This is a genomic window from Bacillus sp. YKCMOAS1 (assembly GCF_030268125.1).
Classification (GTDB): Bacteria; Bacillota; Bacilli; order Bacillales; family Bacillaceae; genus Bacillus; species Bacillus safensis.
This window is the reverse complement of record NZ_BSEI01000001.1, coordinates 32,814-51,702: the sequence shown is the minus strand read 5'-3', so window position 1 is coordinate 51,702 and position 18,889 is coordinate 32,814. Positions and strand designations below refer to the sequence as shown.

Sequence of the window (18,889 nt, the reverse complement as noted above, 5' to 3'; positions counted from 1 at the left end):
CTTTTTTCAGCTGCCAAACATTTGCCTGAGATAAATCACATCCATCCGGGTAGTCTGCGGTAATAAATAAGCGGATTGAACTGCACCTGGCCGTCTTCTCTTATTCAGTTTGTCGATAATTTCTGCTGCTGTTAAAATTCCAAGCCCATGACCGTAATATTGATCTTCTCCTAAGTAAATCACATTTTCCCCGCGCCATTGCGACTGCTGATAGCTAAACTCTGGATTTTCGAAATATAAGCAATCCCCATAGATAAAATCATTTCCGCGCTCTGTATAAATTGACAAAGTATCATAGTGCCAGTCATACAGTGTTAAACTGCGAAGTCTTCGATTAAACTTCTCCTCGCCTACTGTTTGCAAGACTCCCATATAAAACACAATGACAATCGCCGTTGCACATTCAAATGCATATTTTGAACCATTTTCAAAAATGTCTTTAATGCCTCTAGATGGCTCCACTTGATAGCGCAGCTCTAGTGCTCCTGCTTCCGATACACGCCAAAACGCATCATTTGCACGAGACCTTTGAAAGATGGCAAATGAGGCACCACTCTTATTCAAATCTCTTGCAGCATTCATAATGTTCGATCTTAAAGTGACCTCAAATAACAAATCAGATGCTTGCCTATAGCGGAACGTATCATTTGAGGCCTGTAACTGCATCAAAATGATCCGCTTTTGTCCTTCTAGCTGAAACGATGCCAGCTGCTCATTTGTCACTGGCTGTCCTGAAAGGATAATCATATGAAAAGCGCCCCCCTTTAGTATTAGCGTATGCAGGGTGCTTGGGCAAGGAATCAATTTGTGAAAATAAACAAAAAGTCATCCTTTTTATTTGAAAAACATGAAAATAATATCAAGCCGTCCGATATATAAAATAACGTTTAAAAGGAGGAAAAACATGAAAAGTGTAATAAAATGGTTGAAAAAACCATCGATTTCTAAAAGATTGATTATTTCATTCACACTTGTTCTCGTCTTGCCCATTATTACACTCAGTACGATTTCATATCAGATTGCCAAAGAAGAACTAGATCATGAAATCATGTACGGAGCAAATGCAAGAGTTAATGAACTGAATGACATGATCGAGCAAAAGCTTTCGAATAAGGAAAAAGCGGTGAAACTCTTTGCTGAAACATCTACTGCTGCAGACTTTAAAAAGAAAAACCAGGACGAACTGTATGAGCATTTTGAGATATACAGCAAAATCAATGAAGATGATGTAGTAGGTTTTTATGCAGCAAGTAAAAATCGTGATTTCATTCAGTTTCCTAAAGTAGACATACCAAAAGGCTATGATCCAACAACACGTGATTGGTATCAACTAGCGATGCAGGATGAAAAAGGTGAGCCTGTTGTCTCCAATCCATACATTTCTGCCACAACAAACGGAAAGGGCTCTTCCAAAACAAACGGCATGGTTGTCACGATTGCTCAGCGCCTGAAGGATGGGTCGGGAGTCATCGGAATCGATATTGATGTGCAAGACATTGTAAATAAAATAAAAGATATTAAAATTGGACGAGAAGGATATCCAATTATTGCAAATAAAAACAAACAAATTGTAGCCCATCCAGAAGAAAAATCAGGATCTAAGGTCACAGAAAATATTTCATCTATCCTTTACAGCGGCAAAGAAGGAACATCAACTTATGAGAATAAAGGAGAACAAAAGCGTCTCGTTTTTGTTACGAATGATTTAACAGGTTGGAAAATTGCTGGAACGATGTTTGTCTCAGAAACAGAAGAAGCAGCACAGCCAGTTTGGAATTCTGCCATTATTCTTTTAATTTCTTCATTTATCCTTGGCGGTGTCGCTATCTTCTTTATCGTTCGCTCGATCACAATTGGACTGAGAAGGCTTGTTGATTTCTCAGAAAAGGTGAGCGATGGGGATTTAACAGAAACCCTCGAAACGAAATCGAAGGATGAGATAGGAGACCTCACAAGAAGCTTTAGCAAAATGAGTGAATCTCTTCGTGAAGTCATTCGTGCTGTACAGCAGTCTGTCGACAATGTGGCTTCGGCTTCAGAAGAGCTGACGGCAAGTGCGAGCCAAACGAGTCAAGCAACAGAGCATATCACGATGTCGATTGAACAATTTTCAAATGGAAATGAAGCACAAAACGAGAAAGTCGAATCTAGTACGAATCAGCTTGTGGCAATGAACGAAGGATTACAAGATATGTCACAAACCTCATCTGAAGTGGCTGCTGTCTCACTTCAATCAACAGAGGCGGCTGGTCAAGGCGGGCGAATTGTTGAAAGCACAGCGAGCCAAATGAAACATATTGATACATCCGTACAAGAAGCAGAACAGGTCATGAAAGAATTAGAATACAAGTCTAAAGATATTACGAGTATTTTAAATGTCATTAATGGCATTGCGGATCAAACAAACTTACTTGCGCTTAATGCAGCAATTGAAGCAGCAAGAGCAGGTGAATCAGGACGCGGCTTCTCCGTCGTTGCCGAAGAAGTGCGAAAACTAGCTGTCCAATCCGCAGATTCAGCGAAAGAAATTGAGAAGCTTATCCAAGAAATTGTGTTAGAAATTGCTAAATCTCAAGATATGTTCAAAGCAGTCAATCGAGAAGTAAACGCAGGGCTCGGTATGACAGAAGAAGCTAAAGAAAGCTTCCAGCACATTTATGAGGCGGCAGAAGGAATGTCGAAAAAACTGTCGCAATTAAACGATACAGCCATTGACCTATCGAGCGGTTCAAAGCTTGTTTCACAAGCGATGCAGGAAATGCGCCAAGTCTCAAGAGAAAGCGCAGCAAACATTCAGGACATTGCGGCTTCAGCAGAAGAGCAGCTAGCATCTATGGAAGAAATCACGTCTTCTTCTGTAACACTTGCCAACATGGCAGAGGAGCTGAAAGAGCTCACAAGTCAATTTAAAATTAATTAAATAGTGATGAAAAAATATCCAGAATTGTCTGGGTATTTTTTTTATTTTTAAACGTCATTTCCAGTCTCTAAAAATACACCTTTCATCCGATATTAACTTTAGAGAAGTAAAGGGGGAAAGTTAAAATGGGAAAAATGATCCAATGGTTCAAAAAACCATCCATTTCAAAAAAATTAATCATTGCCTTCTTGGTAGTCCTTATCCTGCCGACCGTGGCACTGACAATTAGTGCGTTTTTTACATCAAAGACAGAGCTAGACAAACAGATTATGGGCAGTGCGATGAGTCAGGTCAATGCATTTGATACCTTAATCAATGAGAATATTGGAAACAAATCAGATGCTGTGACACTGTTCTCAGATTCACTCAAAGCGTCTAATCTTCAAGAAAAAAATAGAAATGCGACCATTAAAGAACTACAGCAATTTGGAAAAATTAATGAAAAAGATGTTTCTGCGATCTATGCAGGCTCTGAAAAGGGATTGTTTATGCAGTACCCAGTTCAAAAGATGCCGGATGGCTACGATCCAAGAGAACGTCCTTGGTATCAAGAGGCATTGAAAGCAGAAAACGGCAAACAAGTCATCACAAAACCATATGTAGCAGCATCCACAGGCAAAATGGTGATCACAATTGCCCAAAAAACGAAAGATGGTTCAGGTGTCATTGGTCTTGATATGGAAATTGACAGCCTGCTCCAAAAACTAAAAGAAATCAAAATTGGGCAAAAAGGCTATGCTTTCATGATGGAGAAAGATCAAACGGTTTTAGCAGATCCAACCCAAAAGTCAGGAAGTCAGGTCAATGAGAATCTGGCCAGTATTATTTATAAAAACAAAGAAGGAAGCGGCAGCTATACCCTCAAAGGAACAGATAAAAAGGTTGCATATGTCACCAATGAATTAACCGGCTGGAAAATTGGTGGAACGATGCTCGTATCTGAAGTAGAAGAAGCGGCAAAGCCCGTTTTCAATACAGCCATTATCGTATTCAGTATCACACTCGTTGTAGCAGGAACCCTCATTTTCTTTATCGTCCGCTCTATTTCAAAAAGATTATCCAATCTTGCCCGCTTCTCGAAAAAAGTCAGCGATGGTGATTTGCGCGATAAACTTCAGATCCAGTCAGATGACGAAATTGGACAAGTTGGTAAAGGCTTTAATACGATGATTGATTCATTGAGATCCCTCATTGGAGCCGTTCAAACTTCAGTCGAAAATGTCGCATCTTCATCAGAAGAACTGACTGCCAGTGCAGGACAGACAAGTAAAGCAACTGAGCATATTACACTAGCCATTGAACAATTCTCCAGCGGAAATGAAAGCCAAAATGATAAAGTCGAATTGAGCTCAGTCGAGTTAGAGGAGATGAACCGTGGTCTTCAAAATATGAATGAATCGGCTGAATCTATTACGGCTTCATCGATCAAATCAACAGATATCGCAGGAGAAGGCGGCCAGCTTGTTGAAAAAACGGCTTCTCAAATGAATGTCATTGATCAGTCCGTGAAAAAAGCAGAGAACGTCATCAGTGCGCTTGAAAATAAATCTAAAGACATTACCCAAATTCTCGGTGTCATCAATGGAATTGCTGATCAAACGAATTTACTTGCACTAAATGCAGCAATTGAGGCAGCAAGAGCTGGTGAATCTGGCAGAGGATTCTCCGTTGTAGCAGAAGAAGTAAGAAAACTGGCGGTTCAATCTGCCAACTCGGCAAAAGAAATTGAGAATTTGATCAAAGAAATCGTGCAAGACATCGACGTATCCCAGGAAGTATTCACTACGGTGAATCGAGAAGTTCAATCAGGCCTAAGCTTCACCGAACAAACGAGAGTAAGCTTCCACAATATTTTCGAAATGACAAAAGAAATTTCTAACCAGCTTCAAACAATGAATCAAACCGTTGTCCAGCTTTCAAAAGGCTCTGCACATGTGTCGGAGGCTGTTCGTGAGATCGCAGACGTATCACGTGAAAGCTCAGCAAATATTCAAGACATTGCTGCTTCAGCAGAAGAACAGCTGGCATCAATGGAAGAAATCAGCTCATCCTCTGCCACACTCTCTTCGATGGCAGAAGAATTACGCGATTTAATTAGCAAATTTAAGGTTGAATAGACATGAAGAAAAGAGCCTCCAGTTAGAGGCTCTTTTTCATTGAATGAATCAAAAGAAACGGGTAATTGTACTTATTTTTTGGGTTTTTTGAACATTATTCCTTGAAAAATAATTCATATTACCTAAGAATAGAAGAGAAAGACCACAAATCATAAATCAAAAGGAGTAGAGAAATGAAAAAAATCAACTTTTTTAAGCACTTTACGATGTCGAAGAAATTAATTACTGCATTCTTAGCGATTCTCCTAGTGCCAATCCTCGTATTGGCCGCATTTTCTTATGAAGTGGCATCAAAGTCTCTCAATGATGAGATTATGTCTAGCGCTGCAAATGGTGTTCAACAATTAAACGAACTCATTAATAAAGATATACAGCCTAAAATTGACATTGTTTCATACTTATCCAAATCGGTCAAAAAGAGTGAATTGGCTGCTAAAAACAAAGATTTACTCAAAGTGAAATTAGAGCAATTATCGGAAACAGATGACGATGTAGTAGAAGTATTTGTTGCAGATCAAAATGGTAAACTAACTGAATATTCCGAGATACACAAAGATAATGCAAAGAGCGCAAAAAATGAACCATGGTTTCAGCAATCGATGGGAGATAAGAAACTCATTATTTCAGATCCTTTTACAAGTAAGTCATCTGATGACCTGCTCATCACAATATCAGAACAATTAGCAGATGGATCTGGTGTGATCGGGGTAAATGTACGATTAAATACGGTTATAAAAGATACAAACAGCATCAAAATTGGCCAAGAAGGCTATGCGTTTATCGCCACCTCAGATCAGCGTTATGTTGCCCATAAAACCGATAAGGCTGGGACAAAGCTGACTGGTGACTTTATCTCGAAATTGTATGATAAAAAACAAGGCAGCTTTGAATATGAATACAATGGCCAGCCGAAGCAAATGTTTTTTGACACAAATGAAGCAACAGGCTGGAAGCTTGCTGGAACGATGTATGTGAATGAAGTAAAAGAAGCCGCACAGCCAGTGCTCGACTTAACAATGATCATCCTTGCGGCTGCGATTGTCATTGGCGGAATCGCGGTTTATTTTATTATTAAATCGATTCGAAAGCCACTGATAGAGCTCTCTGAATCGGCTGAGAAAATCAGTCAAGGTGATTTGACCCAGCATATTGAAGTTCGTACGCACGATGAAATTGGTAAACTAGCACAAAGCTTTAACGACATGTCAGCAAAGCTGAAACAAGTCATTCAAGCTGTTCAAAATTCGATTGAAAATGTGGCTGCTTCGTCTGAAGAGTTAACGGCAAGTGCAGGACAGACAGCTCAAGCGACCGAGCATATCACATCCTCTATTGAACAGTTCTCAAACAGCACTGAACATCAAAATGATATGATCGAAAAAAGCTCAGTCCAGTTAAACGAAATGGATCGCAGCCTATCGCATATGGTCGACACGACCTCTCATATGATGGAATCGTCGATCGAATCGAGCAAAACCGCTCAGGCTGGAGGAGAACTCGTTCAAAAAACAGCAGGTCAAATGCAAACCATTGAGCAGGCAGTAAAAGAAGCAGAGCTTGTCATTGCAGGTTTAGAGCAGAAATCAAAGGATATTACAAATATTCTGGGGGTCATCAACGGTATTGCGGATCAAACGAATCTCCTTGCTTTAAATGCTGCGATCGAAGCTGCACGAGCAGGTGAAGCAGGCAGAGGTTTCTCTGTTGTCGCAGAAGAAGTCCGCAAGCTGGCAGAGCAGTCAGGAAGCTCTTCAAAAGAAATTGAAAGCCTGACGAACGAAATTGTGGAGGAAATAGAAAAATCGCAGAAAATGTTTAAACAAGTAGCAGGTGAAGTACAGTCTGGATTAAACATTACAGATGAAACAAAAGTGAGTTTTGAGAAAATCACTGATAAAACATCAGAAATGACAGAACAAATGAAACAAATGAACGGATCAGCCAAAGAGCTATCGCATGGCTCAAATGATATTTCTCATGCGGTGAATCAAATCAAAGAGCTCTCAAGAGAAAGCTCAGCAGGCTTCCAAGATATCGCAGCTTCAGCAGAAGAACAGCTTGCATCTATGGAAGAGATCAGTTCTTCCTCTGCCACTTTATCTCAGATGGCAGAAGAACTAAGAGAGCTCATTAAACAATTTAAAATGTAAGAGAGTAGCGAAACACCTGACGCCAAAACGTCAGGTGTTTTTCCATTCAATGCATATAAATTGGGTAATTTGGACTTAATTAGACTTTAATAAGTTAAAAAAGTAAAGAACCTAGTAGTACTTCCGATATATATACTATCTTAGTAAAAGGAGTTTTCTTTTTTATGAAATTCATACAGTATTTCAGAAAGCCATCTATATCAAAAAAGCTCGTATTCTCTTTCTTATTTATTCTTTTATGCCCAATCATCGTATTGGCATTCTCTTCATATCATACGGCAAGCACCTCCTTAAATGATCAAATTATGCAAAGCGCAAAGGAAAATGTAGAGCAGCTAGATAAAAATATTACGAAGGTTGTAAAAGTGAAAACAGACGCAGCCGATTTCTTTAGCAAATGGATCACGGAGAAAAAGCTCAAGCAAAAAGGAACGACCGAAATTCAAGGACGCTTTGAGCAGTTTATGAGTATGAATGATGACACAGAAGGCATTTTTGTCGCTTCAAGTGACGGCAAAGTGTTTTCAAGATATCCTAATCAAAAAATGCCTGCAGGTTATGTCGCAACTGAGCGGGATTGGTATAAAGACGGCTGGGCGAAAAACGGTGAGCTGTCTGTTTCAGCACCATATGCAACGGCTTCGACCGGTACGCTTGTGGTCACAATCTCTAAAAAACTAGAGGATGGATCAGGCGTTATTGCGATGAACCTAGACATTGCGAATCTAGTAAAAGAGTCCAATAGCATTAATATTGGGAAACAAGGCTATGCCTTTATTGGAAGTCCGGACCGCACATATGTGGCACATCCAAAGAAAAAAGCAGGAACGAAATTATCTGGTGAATGGTTAGAAAAAATGTACTCACAAGATAACGGATCTATGAGTTATATGTTTGAAGGGAAAGAAAAGCAAATGGAGTTCACGACAAACAAGGCGACTGGCTGGAAGATTGTCGGGACGATGTTTGTCAGTGAAGTAGAAGATGCGGCACAGCCAGTCTTTAATATGGCCGCCATCATTTTAGCCGGCGCGCTTATTATTGGCGGAATTCTGATCTTCTTTATCATCCGTTCCATTACAAAACCACTTTCCACTCTTGTCTCTTCTTCGAAGAAGATCAGTCAGGGAGATTTGACAGAAAAAATTGATGTCCGATCACAAGATGAAATTGGACAGCTTGGCACAAGCTTTAATGAAATGAGTGAGTCTCTAAGAGATGTCATTCAAGCTGTACAAACATCTGTTGAAAATGTCGCTTCATCATCTGAAGAATTGACGGCAAGTGCAGGTCAAACAACAAAAGCAACCGAACATATTACATCGTCTATTGAAACATTCTCAAACGGCAATGAAAATCAAAGTGAAATGGTGGAGCAAAGCGCAGTTCATTTAAAACAAATGAATGAAGGACTGAACGAAGTTGCCGAAACGTCTGATGTCATCACATCGTCATCTGTTCAATCAAAAACAGTTGCAGAAACAGGCGGTCAGCTTGTGGAGCAAACTGTCGGCCAAATGAAGACGATTGACCATTCAGTGAAAGAAGCTGAAGGCGTGATCAACGGACTAGAGCATAAATCAAAAGATATCACAAACATCCTAGGCGTGATTAACGGCATAGCGGATCAAACGAATTTACTTGCACTAAACGCCGCTATTGAAGCAGCACGTGCAGGCGAGTCAGGCAGAGGCTTCTCTGTTGTTGCGGAAGAAGTGCGTAAACTAGCGGTTCAATCATCAGATTCAGCAAAAGAGATTGAAAAGCTTGTGAATGAAATCGTCTCTGAAATTGAAACATCTCAAAATATGTTCAAAGCAGTGAATGAAGAAGTAAAGAACGGTCTTACTATTACAGATCAAACGAAAGAAAGCTTCTCACAAATAAATGAGCAAACAGCGGAAATTGCAGCAAGAATGAATGAAATGAATACAACAGTGCGCGACCTGTCGAAAGGTTCTGAGCAAATTTCTAAAGCAGTAAATGAAATTGCAGATGTATCAAGAGAGAGTTCAGCAAGCATCCAAGATATCGCAGCTTCAGCAGAAGAACAGCTTGCTTCGATGGAGGAGATTAGTTCTTCATCCACGACTCTTTCCCAAATGGCGGAAGAATTACGCGATTTAATTAAAAAATTCAAGATCAGTGAATAAGGTCAAGTGGTTCTCCTCGAGGGGAACCGCTTTTCTTTTTAAGAGATCATCTCGTACAATAGAGGAAATTGAAAAAAGAGGAGAGATAGTATGCGTTTATTAGATAAGAAGGTCATTGCGTTTGTCAGTGATGATTTTGAAGATTTAGAGCTATGGTATCCGGTTCTGCGTTTAAGAGAAGAAGGGGCGACTGTCCATCTTGTAGGTGAAAAAGCAAATCATGAGTACATCGGGAAGTATGGTGTGCCGGCGGTATCTGATGCAGATTTTTATTCCATCCAAGCTGATGATTATGATGCTGTGCTAGTCCCTGGCGGATGGGCGCCTGATAAACTGCGCCGCTATCCAGAAGTATTAGAGATCGTCCGTACATTTGATGCGAAGGAAAAACCAATCGGGCAGATTTGCCATGCCGGCTGGGTGCTGATTTCAGCAGGAATCTTGAAAGGCAGACAAGTGACAAGTACACCTGGTATTAAAGATGATATGACAAATGCTGGTGCGGACTGGTTCGATGAGGCAGTGGTCACAGATGGCCACCTCATCTCCAGCAGACGTCCACCAGATCTTCCGCCGTATGTGAAAGCATTTGCGGATGTGTTAGCGGCAAAATAAGCGCCTGACATGAAACGTAAAAAACAAAGGGCGAATCCAAAAATAATTCGCCCTTTTTTCATCATTTCATTCCCTATACATTTTGTCTGTCGGCAGGATACATTACGCTCATTTGTCTTCTCGCTTCGTCCATGACGGACATGGTTTGAACAGATAGCGCAAATGTATTGACTGGCGACTGCCCCATTCCCTGCTGAATACATTCAATAAAATGATTGATTTCATAAGACATAGCTGGCTGATCATCTTTGAGTGAGATGTCAGTTTGATGTCCGTCACGGTCATGTATCGTGATTCGTGAAGGCCGGTGGAATTGATCAATCACCATCGTGGCATCCTCGCCTTGAATTTCAGCCGATAAATGAGACGTTGAAATTTTAGAATGAAAAAGAAGTGCTTGATGCCCGTCATACTGTAAAAGGACTGAACCATTCCCATCCACACCAGAAGGAAGCTTATAGCCTCTCGCGGTGATTTGATTCGGCAGACCAAATAAGGATATGACTGGGTAAACGAGGTACACCCCGATATCCATTAAAGAACCATTGGATAACTCCGGCTTAAAGGCATTTGGAAGCTCGCCATTTCGATAGGCATCGTATCTTGAGGAATATTTACAGTAATGCGCGACCACTTGCCTGATAGGTCCAAGCTGATCAAGGTGCTGTTTGATTTGCAGAAAGTTTGGCAGAAATGTCGTTTTCATCGCTTCCATCAAACACACTTGATGTTTTTTCGCTGCGGCAATCATTTCTTCCACTTCTTTTCGATGAGAGGCGAATGGTTTTTCGCATAAAACATGCTTTTGATGCTCCATCATCAACATGGCTTGCTCTTTATGAAGGGCATTTGGACTCGCAATATACACGGCATCGAACGCATCACTTTCCGCCATTTGTTGTAAGTTCGTAAAAACCGTCTCAATTCCGTATTTTTCGGCAAAGGCCTGTCCTTTTTCAGCGGATCGTGAATAGACGGCTGTACATGTAAAATCAGCGATTCCTTCACCAGCTTGTAAGAACCGATCTGTAATCCAGTTCGTTCCGATGACAGCAAATCGAATCATGTTATTCCCTCCTTCTGCTTTCCTCTGATTATACATGCTTTGAAAGCGTTTGTATGAAAGAATATTCTTTTTATTGAAAAGCGGATGAAACCTTTATATAGGCTGATGCGTCTTACATAAAGGATATAAATGTACGAAAAGTGGGTAGTTTCTTCCTTCTTCGGGTAATACTCAGGATAGAAGGGAGAGGAGGAAACATGAAGCGCGTCCTGCATATAGGAAGTACATACACCTTTGCGCTTTTATTCATAGCGGCTGGTATTTTTCATGTAATAGAGCCAGGCGGCTTTGCTCGCATGATGCCAGGCTGGCCATTTCCATATGTAATGGTCTATGTGACTGCATGTATTGAATGGCTGCTGGCCGTGCTGCTGCTTTTGCCAAATGTCAGGATTGCAGCGGCAAAATCCATTGCTGTCTATCTTGTACTCATTTTCCCGGCAAACTTATTTGCTGCACGTGAGGGAATACCATTTCCAGGTCAAGAAAAGACAGAACAAGCTTTGCTATGGATAAGACTTATTGGACAGCCGATTCTCATTGTATGGGCGATGTCTATTGCAAAATGGGAAAAAAGCTGAAACAATAACCACCATATCATGATCAAGTAGTGTACAATTTACTCATAAAATAGCCCGTGTTTGGAGGAACAATATGAATTCTATGCAAATGTGGAGCAGTCGATTTAGAAAATTTTTTCTTGATAACAAGTTTGTTCTCTTTTTACTCGTCCTGTTATTAATCGGATTGAATATCCTTGTTTTCATGAAAACATCATTTATTTTCACACCGCTCATTGTACTCGTCAAAACCATTGCCTTACCGATTATTTTAACGGGGGTTGTGTATTATTTATTAAATCCAATTGTCAACTTGTTAGAGAAAGCAAGAATCAAGCGGATCTATTCCATTTTGCTTTTATATATTGTCATTATTGGGATTATTACAGTGACCATCGTGTCTATTATTCCTTTTTTACAAGCTCAAACCATGAGTCTATTTCATAATCTTCCGAAATACGTCGATACGGTAGAAGATCAAATTAGACAATTAACAGGAAGTAACTTTATTAATCAAGTGCAAAAAACGATGAACTTTAACGTGTCTGAATTGGTAAGTAAAGCATCTAGTCAAGCGACGAAGATTTTGGAAAGCACCTTTACTGGTGTAGGAACATTCTTAGGGGCGCTCACAGAAGTTATCATCTCGATCGTGACGGTGCCGTTCATTCTGTTTTATCTATTAAAAGACGGCAAAAAGCTGCCTGACTATTTCTTGAAATTCATTCCAAATAAAATGAGAGAACATACACATATCGTGCTTCACGAAATGAACCACCGTCTGAGCTCGTATATTCGCGGACAGATTATTGTCAGCTTCTGCATCGGTGTTCTTCTGTTAATCGGTTATATGATCATTGGACTTGACTATGCGCTGCTGCTCGCTATCATTGCGGCATGTACAAGCGTAGTGCCTTACCTTGGTCCAACAATTGCGATTACACCAGCGATTGTGATTGCCCTTGTGACATCTCCAGTGATGCTGTTAAAACTTATCATTGTTTGGACAGTTGTTCAGCTCATTGAAGGGAAATTTATTTCTCCTCAGGTGATGGGAAAAAACCTTCATATTCACCCAATTACGATTATTTTTGTTCTATTAACAGCTGGTAAATTATTCAGCGTAATCGGCATTATTGTCGCTATTCCGACGTATGCCGTTCTGAAGGTTATCACAACCCACTTGTTTGATTGGTTCAAAATGCGATCCAATTTGTATAAAGAAGAAAAGGTTTGATGTCATAATCTTTTTTTGAAAAAAATATAGTATCATAAAGACGAGCTTTCGATAAAGGAAGCTTGTCTTTATGTGGACATAGATGTTTGGCGTGTTCAAAAGATCAGAATTGAAAGGAAAGAAAATCATGAATCTATGGGATTTATTCGTGGCACTGGTTTTAGGAATTGTCGAAGGATTAACAGAGTACGCACCTGTTTCATCTACAGGTCACATGATCATTGTCGATGATCTTTGGCTAAAATCAAAGGAAATTATTACACCAGAAGCGGCTAACACATTTAAAGTCGTGATTCAGTTAGGCTCTATTTTAGCGGTCATGATCGTGTTTAAAGATCGTATTTTAAACTTATTGGGGTTAAAGAAAAATATCACCGAAGAACAAAAGCGTAGCGGGCATAAGCTGACCATCGCCCAAATTGCTGTTGGACTTGTTCCAGCCGTCATTTTAGGATTCTTATTTGAAGATTATATTGATAAATACTTATTTGACGTCAGAACGGTCGCTGTCGGTTTGATTTTAGGGGCAGTGCTGATGCTTGTCGCTGACTGGATCAATAAACGGAAAACAGAAACAAGCTCTGTCGATAACATGACGTACAGACAGGCGCTTTATATTGGACTGTTTCAATGTTTGGCATTATGGCCAGGCTTCTCGCGCTCAGGTTCGACGATCGCAGGCGGGGTTATTCTTGGTTTGAATCACCGTGCTGCGGCAGACTTTACATTTATCATGGCGATGCCGATTATGGCGGGAGCAAGCTTGTTAACCCTTGTGAAAAATGCCGAATATTTAACAACAGACATGCTGCCATTCTTTATCGTCGGCTTTGTGAGTGCGTTTGTTGTGGCTCTCTTTGTTGTTCGATTCTTCCTAAAACTGATCAATAAAATCAAACTGGTGCCTTTTGCGATATACCGAATTATCCTAGGTGTGATTTTATTTATCCTGTTCATGTAATACTGTAAACTACTCTTTTATAAGAGTAGTTTCAGCGTGTAGACAAACCCTCGCATTCGTTGTCAGGTCTGCGCTCCGGTGCTCACGAATGTCAAATTCGCTCCGCTCCGGTGCTCGTCCCTCCTAGACTGCAAAGGTTTTCTATCACGCTGAAAAGAAGACAAAGGGCTAAAATTAAGATCATTTTCGCCCTTTGTCAACAATCTGAAACTACTCTTTTATAAAGAGTAGTTTTTTGTTATTTCGCCTAATTAAACAGTAAAAACACCCTCTTAATTGGTAGAATAAGAATTTTTTTCATAAATTAGTGTTTAAGAGATAGAGAAAGGGGTAGTACATAAACATACCAATTAAAGGAGGAGTTAGAAATAATGAGAAAAACAAGTAAAATGTTTGTTGGTTCTGTCATCGCTACGTCAATGATTGCTGCCCCTCTATCTCTTACGACTTTTGGTCAAACGGCTGAAGCTGCTACAACAACAGGTGTTGATGGAAGTGTCTCAATTGATCCAGTAGCCATTGCCGATAAAATTGAACAAGCAGTAAAATCATCTCAAAATCGTGATGGATTCGTAAAAAACGCGGCATACAGTGCGTTCTATGAAGCAGGTCAAAACTACAACGTAGTTGTCCAAAATTTAAGCCAAGATCACGACTTTAGCGGTCTGAACAATGTTGTCTACTATGATAGTGTTGAATATGACGGTATTACGTTTGGTATTTGGGTATTTGAAGATGGTACGTTTGTCAACAATGGTGACGGTGGATATATTAACTGGACGTTTGTTGGCAGCTTTGACCGAGAAGATGGAAGCGGAACTGTCGATTTTCATAAAAGATTCTAATCTTAGAAGTCTGCCGGTGAATCGGCAGACTTTTTTATAACGCACATTCTTCTATTTCAAACCCTAAATCTTCAATGATGTGATGATCCGTTTGAACTTGCTGGCCTTTTGTTGTTAAATAATCACCAACGAAAATCGAATTTGCCGCATAAAGTGCGAGTGGCTGGAGTGTCCGTAAATTAAACTCTCTGCCTCCGGATACCCGAATTTCCTTTGTTGGATTGACAAATCTCATCATTGCCAGCACTTTCAATGCTTTGATCGGATGTGTCCGTTCTTGATGCTCAAGCGGTGTTCCTTCAATGGCATGAAGAAAGTTGACTGGAATTGAGTCCGCATCTAGTGCTCTAAGCGCAAAAGCCATTTCAACGATTTGCTGATTGGTTTCACCCATTCCAATAATGACCCCTGAGCATGGTGACATGCCAGACTGTTTGACCTGCTCAATGGTCGACACGCGGTCATCGTATGTATGGGTTGTCGTAATGTGAGCATGATGTTCATGATGTGTATTGATATTGTGATTATACCGATGAACACCTGCTTCCTTCAGCCGCTTCGCTTTGTCTTGATTTAATAACCCAAGACAGGCACACACCTTCAAAGGCATCGTTTCAGTGATTTCCTTTACTGCTGCTGTAACTTCATCTAATTCCCTATGAGAAGGCGCTCTCCCGCTTGCCACAATACAATAAGTCCCGGCTTTTCTTTTGAGAGCCTCACGCGCCCCTGCCACAATGGTTTTTTGATCAAGCATTGTATATCTTTCAACCGGTGCTTTTGAAATCATCGACTGTGAACAATATCCACAGTTCTCAGGGCAATATCCACTTTTTGCGTTAAAAATCATATTTAATTTCACCTTTTTTTGAAAAAAATGAAATCGTACTTGATAGGCTGCATGCATAATAGGTAACAATTCACTATCGTCAGCTTCAAGAATGTCTAAACCCTCTTGCACCGTGATCGGTTCATTTTTCATGGCCTTCTCCGCTATAGCTGCCCAAGACAAAGACAGTTGCTCTTTCATCATTAATGCCTCCTTTAATATGTTAACTTATTTTCATTAAAAGTTAACATATTAGAGAGGTATTGGCAATCACGAATCAGATGAAATCAACTTTAAACACCAAAAGGCGATGACTCCATGTCATCGCCTTCAGATATGTAAAGCTAGATTACTTATCGAACCGTAATATAGTTAATGACAAGCTCACCTTGTGAATTATAGTAAGAAACGGTTACTGAACCGCGTTGTACGGCACGAATCCAAGTGAAGTTTGGAGCCGTTTGATCCAATTGAATCGCATACGTTGCACCCGACACAGAAATTTGGCTGGCTGGAAGAGAGACGGCGATTGAAGAACCTACAGAAAGCGTACGGTTCACTGTAATTACTTTATTCATAATAGGAGCTTTTGCTATGACTGGTTCTTTTGGCTGTGCAGCTGCATGAGCACCTTCAGTTTGAGAGAACGTAAGAGCACCTAAAGCAGCTAAAGACAATGTACAGATTTTCATGAATTTTTTCATCGGTAACACTCCTTTTTTTGGTATATACATATATTAATATTAATAGAATTATATGTCAATTTAAATATGTGGAAAAAGAGTAATTATGGTGAAAATTGTCACATATTATGTCGGGAAAGACATGATATAAAAAAAACACATGATTTTTTATTCATATGCTCTTTCTTTTTTAAGGGAAAAAAGAGGTATAAAAAAAGCTGGGTTTACCCCAGCAATGTAAAGCAGATGAAAGAGTGATCAATGGTCGTCTTGCTGTTTTGGCTGACGGCCATTTTTCTTCTCTTTCTCTCTAATGTAGTTAATAAAATCGATGGTTTGTCTTCGTGCTTCTTCGGAAAAATCTGAGGCGGCTTTAAACGCAATTTGCAAATCAGGATCGTCTGCAAGATCATCATCGTGTCTGCCTTTGTCCTTACCTGTGAGAAGATAATCGGTTGAGACCCCATATAACTCAGCAATTTTCACAATCATTTCACCGTCGGGCTTTCTCAAGCCATATTCCCAGTTTGCATAAGTGGACATCGCCTTTAATCCGAGTTTTTTAGCAACTGTTGACTTGCTCCATCCATGCTTCTCTCTTAATTCAGTTAAAATCTTCCCAGTCAAATTATCCATCAGAAACACCTTTTTTCATGTTATGAGTAAATTTTATCATGAATTACACGGAAAAGATAAATAAATACACAAAAAGAATAAAAATGTGGTTGACTTACTCGTTTTGTGTATATTATCATAATGAATATAACTTACACATATTGAGTAAGAGGTGGAAAGATGAAACTTGAAAATTTACGAGAAGAGCGCATGTTGCAAGGAAAAACACAAACCTATATGGCGAAAAAATTAGGTTATAAGTACACAAGTGGCTATGCGAATATAGAAATGGGCAGAACGAAGCCAAGCTTAGAAATAGCAAAGCATATTGCAGATCTGCTGAATACCGGTGTTCAAGAGCTTTTTTTTGGTCAAAAGTTACACAAAAAGAGTAATTCTCTAGAAGGAGATCAGTTCTTAGAAAAGGGGAGACGAGCAGAATGAATATTGAACATCCAATGGTGACACAGATGAGTGACTTTGGTTATCCAAAAAGCTACTGGTCATATGACATGAAACGATATGGATACCAAACAGAAATTGAGGACAGTTTGGAGGGATCTGAAGAAGATGAGACATCAGTTGATGTTTGATGCTAGAAAAGAAGCGCAGCTTTGTTTAGACCAAGCTGGCGGCTGGATCGCCTTTTATCAACAGAAACCGATGTTTGTTTTTGCCACAGCAGAAGAGAAAGAGACATATATGACCCTCCTGAAAGCTAAGTCGATGACAAAAAAGGAGGAATCAGGGCGACGTGAAACGATGGAAGCAAATCATGACATTTTTGAAATGCTTGCTCAAAGCGAGTAAAAACGAACAAGACATCCGCCAGTGGGCAGAGGATGACGGGAGATCATAACATGGTCATCCATTTAATCATTGAACATGAACATTTGTTAACAAAAGAGACATTGATGAAAAGAATACGATCAGCTGCAAAAGTACAATGCCCGCAAAAATTAGAAGGCGCACTATCACTTGAAATTCGTTTATTTGATCACATGCCGCTTGACATTGCTGACTGCCAAAAAAAGCGTACATACGCAGAAAAAGGGTTGATACGCCCGATACACGTCAGCATCTTACAGCCAAGTCTACAGCATATTCAAGAAGCACTTCATTCTATAGCCGATCAAGTCCCTCTGCAGATTGTCGATTTAAGAGTTTCCCAGTTTTATAGTATGTGTGAAAGAGTTGAAATCATTATCAATACGGTAGGTGGTGGCACGAGGCCATCACCAAAAAAGGAGACAAGCATATGAACGAGCCAAAACAACTATTCATTCAAGATAACCAAACATTTGTCGGTGAGATGGAAAAAGGAAAAATTCAAGTCATCGTGTTAGATGGAAATGTAGGAACGGCTTATCAAATGGATGTACCTGAACATGGAAAAACCATTATTCAAACGGCAAAAGGTCATTTTGCAAGAGTAGACCACGAGATTGGTTTTAAAATCAGCTAACAGACTAAACACATCAAATCATAATACGTCCAAGACGGAAAGCCTGCGGACACTGATCAAGACCCTGCTAAAGGGGACCTGATTGGTGTCCGTTTTTTATTTTCTTAAAAAAGGGAGAGAGCCATTATGCAAGATTTACTCATTGAATATAAAAGAGCATTAAAAAATGCTAGAAAACAATATGAACCATTTAAAGAAAAAGAAGAACATCAGCTGTCCGTTCAAGACAAGCATGATAAAAAAATGATCGCCAGTATGGTGAGCGATCTAGAATACGTAGTAGAATGGCTACAAATCGGAAGAGAGCCAGGTGCGCGCAGAGGGTTAGACAGACGTTCAGTCTATCAGCGCACCATTCTTGCAAATCCAGAAGTGTTAGAGGCTTTATCACATGAATATACCCTTATTCAAGAGAAAGAAAGAGAAGTCAGTGAGAGAGACAAAAAACGAATTGATGAAGCTTTGTCTGTTTTAACAGATCGAGAAAAGGACGTATTCTTTATGCACACAACACAAGGATTATCGTTTAGCGAGATTGCGGTCATGCTGGATGTCAAAAAAGGAACTGTGCAAAAACATATGGAAAGAGCGCGGACGAAGATGTCCAAAAAAGTACAAGAACGCCTATTCAGAGCTGCTGAATAGGCGTTTTTTCTATCCAAAATAAATCAGC

Annotated in this window: 20 protein-coding genes and 2 pseudogenes; 17 read left to right on the top strand and 5 right to left on the bottom strand. The window is 39.9% G+C overall.

The window, feature by feature from the left end; all coding sequences use genetic code 11:
* Positions 1-6: 6 nt before the first annotated feature.
* A complete protein-coding gene (locus tag QSJ46_RS00315; protein WP_034282523.1) occupies positions 7-747 on the bottom strand; it encodes a protein-glutamine gamma-glutamyltransferase in 741 nt (246 codons plus the stop codon).
* A gap of 100 nt (positions 748-847) precedes the next feature.
* Between QSJ46_RS00315 and QSJ46_RS19635 the strand changes: the two are divergent.
* The 7 genes and pseudogenes from QSJ46_RS19635 to QSJ46_RS00290 form a co-directional block, all read left to right on the top strand.
* Positions 848-1,978, top strand: a pseudogene (locus QSJ46_RS19635) (cache domain-containing protein); the annotation flags it as partial.
* The gene (locus tag QSJ46_RS19630; protein ID WP_390892038.1) at positions 1,970-2,920 is read left to right on the top strand and encodes a methyl-accepting chemotaxis protein; all 951 of its coding nucleotides are present in this window, start codon (positions 1,970-1,972) and stop codon (positions 2,918-2,920) included. The pseudogene QSJ46_RS19635 and the gene QSJ46_RS19630, both read left to right, overlap by 9 nt.
* 125 nt (positions 2,921-3,045) lie before the next feature.
* Positions 3,046-4,092: pseudogene (locus tag QSJ46_RS19625) on the top strand (HAMP domain-containing protein); the annotation flags it as partial.
* Positions 4,087-5,037, top strand: coding sequence for a methyl-accepting chemotaxis protein (locus tag QSJ46_RS19620; protein WP_390273529.1), 951 nt, complete (start codon positions 4,087-4,089; stop codon positions 5,035-5,037). The pseudogene QSJ46_RS19625 and the gene QSJ46_RS19620, both read left to right, overlap by 6 nt.
* Positions 5,038-5,210: 173 nt before the next feature.
* Positions 5,211-7,187, top strand: coding sequence for a methyl-accepting chemotaxis protein (locus QSJ46_RS00300; RefSeq protein ID WP_224929383.1), 1,977 nt, complete (start codon positions 5,211-5,213; stop codon positions 7,185-7,187).
* A gap of 164 nt (positions 7,188-7,351) precedes the next feature.
* Entirely contained in the window at positions 7,352-9,340 is a 1,989-nt protein-coding gene (locus tag QSJ46_RS00295; protein WP_285604131.1) for a methyl-accepting chemotaxis protein, read from the top strand.
* Positions 9,341-9,430: 90 nt separating this feature from the next.
* Complete coding sequence (locus QSJ46_RS00290) at positions 9,431-9,955, top strand: type 1 glutamine amidotransferase domain-containing protein (protein WP_285604130.1); 525 nt, start codon at positions 9,431-9,433, stop codon at positions 9,953-9,955.
* Between the two features lie 73 nt (positions 9,956-10,028).
* Here the strand turns inward: QSJ46_RS00290 and QSJ46_RS00285 are convergent, their stop codons facing one another.
* Positions 10,029-11,021 (bottom strand): Gfo/Idh/MocA family protein, encoded by a 993-nt coding sequence (locus QSJ46_RS00285; RefSeq protein WP_285604129.1) that lies wholly within the window; start codon positions 11,019-11,021, stop codon positions 10,029-10,031.
* Positions 11,022-11,218: 197 nt separating this feature from the next.
* Here QSJ46_RS00285 and QSJ46_RS00280 point away from each other — a divergent pair, with 197 nt between their 5' ends.
* From QSJ46_RS00280 to QSJ46_RS00265, 4 genes are all read left to right on the top strand, one after another.
* A complete protein-coding gene (locus QSJ46_RS00280; protein WP_047203971.1) occupies positions 11,219-11,602 on the top strand; it encodes a DoxX family protein in 384 nt (127 codons plus the stop codon).
* 73 nt (positions 11,603-11,675) lie between these two features.
* A complete protein-coding gene (locus tag QSJ46_RS00275; protein WP_041088540.1) occupies positions 11,676-12,818 on the top strand; it encodes an AI-2E family transporter in 1,143 nt (380 codons plus the stop codon).
* A 127-nt stretch (positions 12,819-12,945) separates the two neighbouring features.
* Complete coding sequence (locus QSJ46_RS00270; RefSeq protein ID WP_039183288.1) at positions 12,946-13,779, top strand: undecaprenyl-diphosphate phosphatase; 834 nt, start codon at positions 12,946-12,948, stop codon at positions 13,777-13,779.
* Positions 13,780-14,150: 371 nt separating this feature from the next.
* Entirely contained in the window at positions 14,151-14,624 is a 474-nt protein-coding gene (locus QSJ46_RS00265) for a hypothetical protein (protein ID WP_024423274.1), read from the top strand.
* 34 nt (positions 14,625-14,658) lie between these two features.
* On the opposite strand, the gene bioB is transcribed toward QSJ46_RS00265, so the two are convergent.
* From bioB to QSJ46_RS00250, 3 genes are all read right to left on the bottom strand, one after another.
* Positions 14,659-15,654 carry a biotin synthase BioB gene (gene bioB / locus QSJ46_RS00260; protein WP_047203972.1) on the bottom strand — a complete coding sequence of 332 codons (996 nt, stop codon included), beginning with the start codon at positions 15,652-15,654 and terminating at the stop codon, positions 14,659-14,661.
* 152 nt (positions 15,655-15,806) lie between these two features.
* A complete protein-coding gene (locus QSJ46_RS00255) occupies positions 15,807-16,157 on the bottom strand; it encodes a hypothetical protein (protein WP_047203973.1) in 351 nt (116 codons plus the stop codon).
* A gap of 237 nt (positions 16,158-16,394) precedes the next feature.
* Complete coding sequence (locus QSJ46_RS00250; protein ID WP_269773574.1) at positions 16,395-16,772, bottom strand: helix-turn-helix domain-containing protein; 378 nt, start codon at positions 16,770-16,772, stop codon at positions 16,395-16,397.
* A 159-nt stretch (positions 16,773-16,931) separates the two neighbouring features.
* Between QSJ46_RS00250 and QSJ46_RS00245 the strand changes: the two genes are divergently transcribed.
* The 6 genes from QSJ46_RS00245 (at position 16,932) to QSJ46_RS00220 (ending at position 18,861) form a co-directional block, all read left to right on the top strand.
* Entirely contained in the window at positions 16,932-17,195 is a 264-nt protein-coding gene (locus tag QSJ46_RS00245; RefSeq protein ID WP_047203975.1) for a helix-turn-helix transcriptional regulator, read from the top strand.
* A complete protein-coding gene (locus QSJ46_RS00240; RefSeq protein WP_181286102.1) occupies positions 17,192-17,344 on the top strand; it encodes a hypothetical protein in 153 nt (50 codons plus the stop codon). The genes QSJ46_RS00245 and QSJ46_RS00240 overlap by 4 nt, the downstream gene beginning before the upstream one ends.
* Positions 17,322-17,561 (top strand): hypothetical protein, encoded by a 240-nt coding sequence (locus QSJ46_RS00235; RefSeq protein ID WP_107163135.1) that lies wholly within the window; start codon positions 17,322-17,324, stop codon positions 17,559-17,561. The genes QSJ46_RS00240 and QSJ46_RS00235 overlap by 23 nt, the downstream gene beginning before the upstream one ends.
* 50 nt (positions 17,562-17,611) lie before the next feature.
* The gene (locus tag QSJ46_RS00230) at positions 17,612-18,013 is read left to right on the top strand and encodes a RusA family crossover junction endodeoxyribonuclease (protein ID WP_041088550.1); all 402 of its coding nucleotides are present in this window, start codon (positions 17,612-17,614) and stop codon (positions 18,011-18,013) included.
* 50 nt (positions 18,014-18,063) lie between these two features.
* Positions 18,064-18,216: an XtrA/YqaO family protein gene (locus QSJ46_RS00225; RefSeq protein ID WP_371412189.1), complete on the top strand. Its 153-nt coding sequence runs from the start codon at positions 18,064-18,066 to the stop codon at positions 18,214-18,216.
* Between the two features lie 126 nt (positions 18,217-18,342).
* Positions 18,343-18,861 (top strand): sigma-70 family RNA polymerase sigma factor, encoded by a 519-nt coding sequence (locus tag QSJ46_RS00220; protein ID WP_039181011.1) that lies wholly within the window; start codon positions 18,343-18,345, stop codon positions 18,859-18,861.
* Positions 18,862-18,889 lie beyond the last annotated feature (28 nt).